Origin of the sequence: Helicobacter japonicus (assembly GCF_000762845.2) — a bacterium.
In the GTDB taxonomy this organism is placed as follows: Bacteria; Campylobacterota; Campylobacteria; order Campylobacterales; family Helicobacteraceae; genus Helicobacter_C; species Helicobacter_C japonicus.
Map to the genome: position 1 here is coordinate 1 of NZ_JRMQ02000026.1, position 3355 is coordinate 3355.

1 protein-coding gene and 1 pseudogene are annotated in these 3355 nt (G+C 35.4%); one reads left to right on the forward strand and one right to left on the reverse strand.

The window, feature by feature from the left end; genetic code table 11:
* Positions 1 to 164 precede the first annotated feature (164 nt).
* Positions 165 to 3077: a type I restriction endonuclease subunit R gene (locus LS65_RS09495; RefSeq protein WP_034362840.1), complete on the forward strand. Its 2913-nt coding sequence runs from the start codon at positions 165 to 167 to the stop codon at positions 3075 to 3077.
* Between the two features lie 37 nt (positions 3078 to 3114).
* On the opposite strand, the pseudogene LS65_RS09500 reads toward LS65_RS09495, so the two are convergent.
* Positions 3115 to 3355 (reverse strand): annotated as a pseudogene (locus tag LS65_RS09500) (tryptophan--tRNA ligase); the annotation flags it as partial.

The following is a 3355-nucleotide window of genomic DNA, read 5'->3' on the forward strand; positions in this document are numbered from 1 at the left end:
CCCCTACAAGAGCAGAAAGCCATTGCTTCTTATTTGGATACACAAATTACAAAGATTGATTTAGCAATAGAAAAAACAAAGCAACAAATCACATATATTAAAGAATATAAAACAAGCCTCATCAATCAAGTCATTTGTGGTAGAATACAACAAAAGGATTAACAATGCGGGACTACCAAGAAAAAGACTTAGAAAGCTTTATAGAAGCTTATTTGTTAGAAAACAATCACTATATAAAACGAACAAGTCAAGATTATGATAAAAAATTGTGTATGGATAGTGCGTTGTTAGAAAGGTTTGTAGAATCCACACAGAGCCAAGACCTACAAAATCTTAAACAACGCGTGGGGGACGATTATAAAAAGATTTTTTTAGAAAGAGTGTCTGAACAAATCAAAAATAAAGGAATCGTGAAAGCCTTGCAAACTTTTGTAGAAGTGAGGGGTATAAGATTTCATCTCGCATTTAATAAACCAAACACAGAGAGTAACCCCCAAAGCATAGAAAACTATCAGCAAAATATCCTTTCTATCGTGCGTCAGCTTCATTATAGTAGCGATACAAGTAAGGATTCTATTGATATGGCGGTTTTCTTAAATGGTGTGCCACTGCTTACCATAGAGCTTAAAAATCCATTCACAGGGCAAAATGTCTTTGACGCCATAGCGCAATATAAAAAGGATAGGAATCCAAACGAGCAACTTTTTAAAAATTGCATTGTGCATTTTGCTTTGGATTCCGACCTTTGCTTTATGACGACAAAGCTAGAAAAAGAAGCCACGCGTTTCTTGCCCTTTAATCAAGGGTTAAATCAAGGAAGCGGGGCAATAGGGATTCCAAATGGTGCGGGTAATCCGCTTGTTGAAGGCAAAATGAAAACAGCGTATCTATGGGAGCAAATCTTGCAAAAAGACACTTTGCTTCCTCTCCTTTTTGACTTCGTGCAGATTGTGAAAAAGGAAAAAGAGGAGCATATCATCTTCCCACGTTATCATCAATTTGATTTGGTTACAAAACTCCTTAAAGACTGCAAAGAAAATGGCATAGGTGGGCGGTATCTCATAGAGCATAGCGCAGGGAGTGGCAAGAGTAACTCTATATCGTGGCTTACACATCATCTTGTGAGCTTGCATAAAGAGAATAAAAATATCTTTGATAGCATTATTGTTGTAACAGATAGAAAGGTTTTAGACGCGCAAATAAGGGAGAATGTTAAAGCCTTTAGCAATGATAAAAACCTAGTAGAAGCCATAACGCAAGGTAGTCGCCAACTCAAAAACGCACTAGAAGAGGGTAAAAAAATCATCATTACAACGATTCAAAAATTTCCTTATATCTTAGATGAAATTGCGGAGTTAAAGAGCAAAACTTTCGCAATTATCATTGATGAAGCGCATTCTAGTCAAAGCGGAAGCAATGCGCAAAAACTAGGAGAAGTCATCAGAGATAGAAGTAATGAGAAAATGGATAGCGAAGATGAAATCTTGCAAATCATAAAAAACAAAAAATTGCAGCCTAATGCCTCGTATTTTGCATTCACCGCTACGCCTAAGCCGAAAACTTTAGAAATGTTTGGAACATCTTGTGTAATTAATGGCACACAAAAGTTTATCCCTTTTCATCTGTATTCTATGAAACAAGCCATTGAGGAGGGATTTATCCTTGATGTGCTAAGGGGATATACAACCTATAAAAGTTACTATAAAATCATCTCTTCTTTGGAAAATAACCCGCATTACGACAAAACAAAAGCAATGAAAAAGCTTAAAGCCTATGTGGAGAGCAACCCCGCAACGATTGAGAAAAAATCTCAATTAATGATTGAACATTTTTTTAGCTATTCTTATAAAAAAATCGGCACTAAAGCTAAAGCAATGGTAGTTACGCAATCAAGACAAAATGCGGTGCGATACTATTTTGCCTTTAAAAAATATTTAAAGCAACATTATCCAAACTTTAAGGCTATTGTGGCGTTTTCTAATACAATCAATATTGATGGGGAAATTTATGATGAAAGCGGGCTAAATGGTTTTCTAGAATCTGCATTGAAAAATGAGTTTAAAAAAGATGATTATAGATTTTTAATTGTAGCAAACAAATACCAAACAGGTTTTGATGAGCCACTTTTGCATACAATGTATGTGGATAAAAAATTAAGTGGCGTGAGTGCGGTGCAAACTCTCTCAAGATTGAATAGGGTTTGCAAAAACAAAGAGGATACTTGTGTGCTAGATTTTGCAAACACACACGAGGACATTGCAGAAGCGTTTAATGCATTTTATGAGCAAACATATTTAGGAGAACCCACAAATATTGATAGAATCTTTGATTTAAAGACAAATCTCAATGAATATGGAATCTATACAGAAAACGAGCTAAATGCCTTTGTGGAAGCTATTTTAAGAGGAGAAAAAGAAAATGTGATTCACTCTAGGCTAGATGTAATGGCACAGCGATTCTCCCAAAAGAGCGATGAGGAGAAAGAGGGATTTTATAGCAAGGCAAAAACTTATCTTAAAGATTATTCTTTTTTAGCGCAGATTCTGCCGTTTGAGGATATTGAGCTAGAAAAACTCTATATTTTGCTTAAAAAACTCATTAGCAAAATCATTCCCCCAAAGAGTGAGGATTTGGCAAGGGGGATTTTGGATAATGTAGATTTTGAGAGCTATCGCATACTACTTGATAAGACACAAGATATAATCCTTAGCGGAAATGGGGAACTAAGCCCATCAAAAGCAGATGGTTCTAGTAAAACTAAAGAATCGGAGCTAGAGGAACTTGCAAATATTGTTAGGGAATTTAACGAAAGGTATGGAAGTATAGATTTTGGCGAGAGTGATAGGATAGGTAAGATTTTTAATGAGATAAAAGAAAATATTAGAAAAGATGAGAAAATGCGCGATTCTTTAAAAAGTGGTGATAAGCAGAATCTGCGCATTGAATTTGATAAAATCTTTAAAGATGAAATAGATTTGCTTTTGCAAAAAGATTTTGATATTTATAAAGAACTAAATGATAATAAGGATTTTGCACAGAGGATTTCCCAAGCGATTTTTGATATGATTTGTGCTTAGAGGCTTTACTCCTGCCATCTTATGGAGTAAAAAATCCTCACACAAGCCCTACTAATCTTTTAGCATTTTCATAAGTGTTTTTTGCGATAGGGCGGATAGAATCTGCACTTTTTGTAAGCACAGATTGGATATAGGTTTTATCTTGGCTGATTTTGGCATAGGATTGCTGAATAGGACGCAAAGATTCTATAATGACTTCTGCAAGAGCCATTTTTAAATGCCCATAGCCTTTACCTTCAAATTCTGCCTCAATGCTTTCGCGGCTTTTTTGTGTGAAA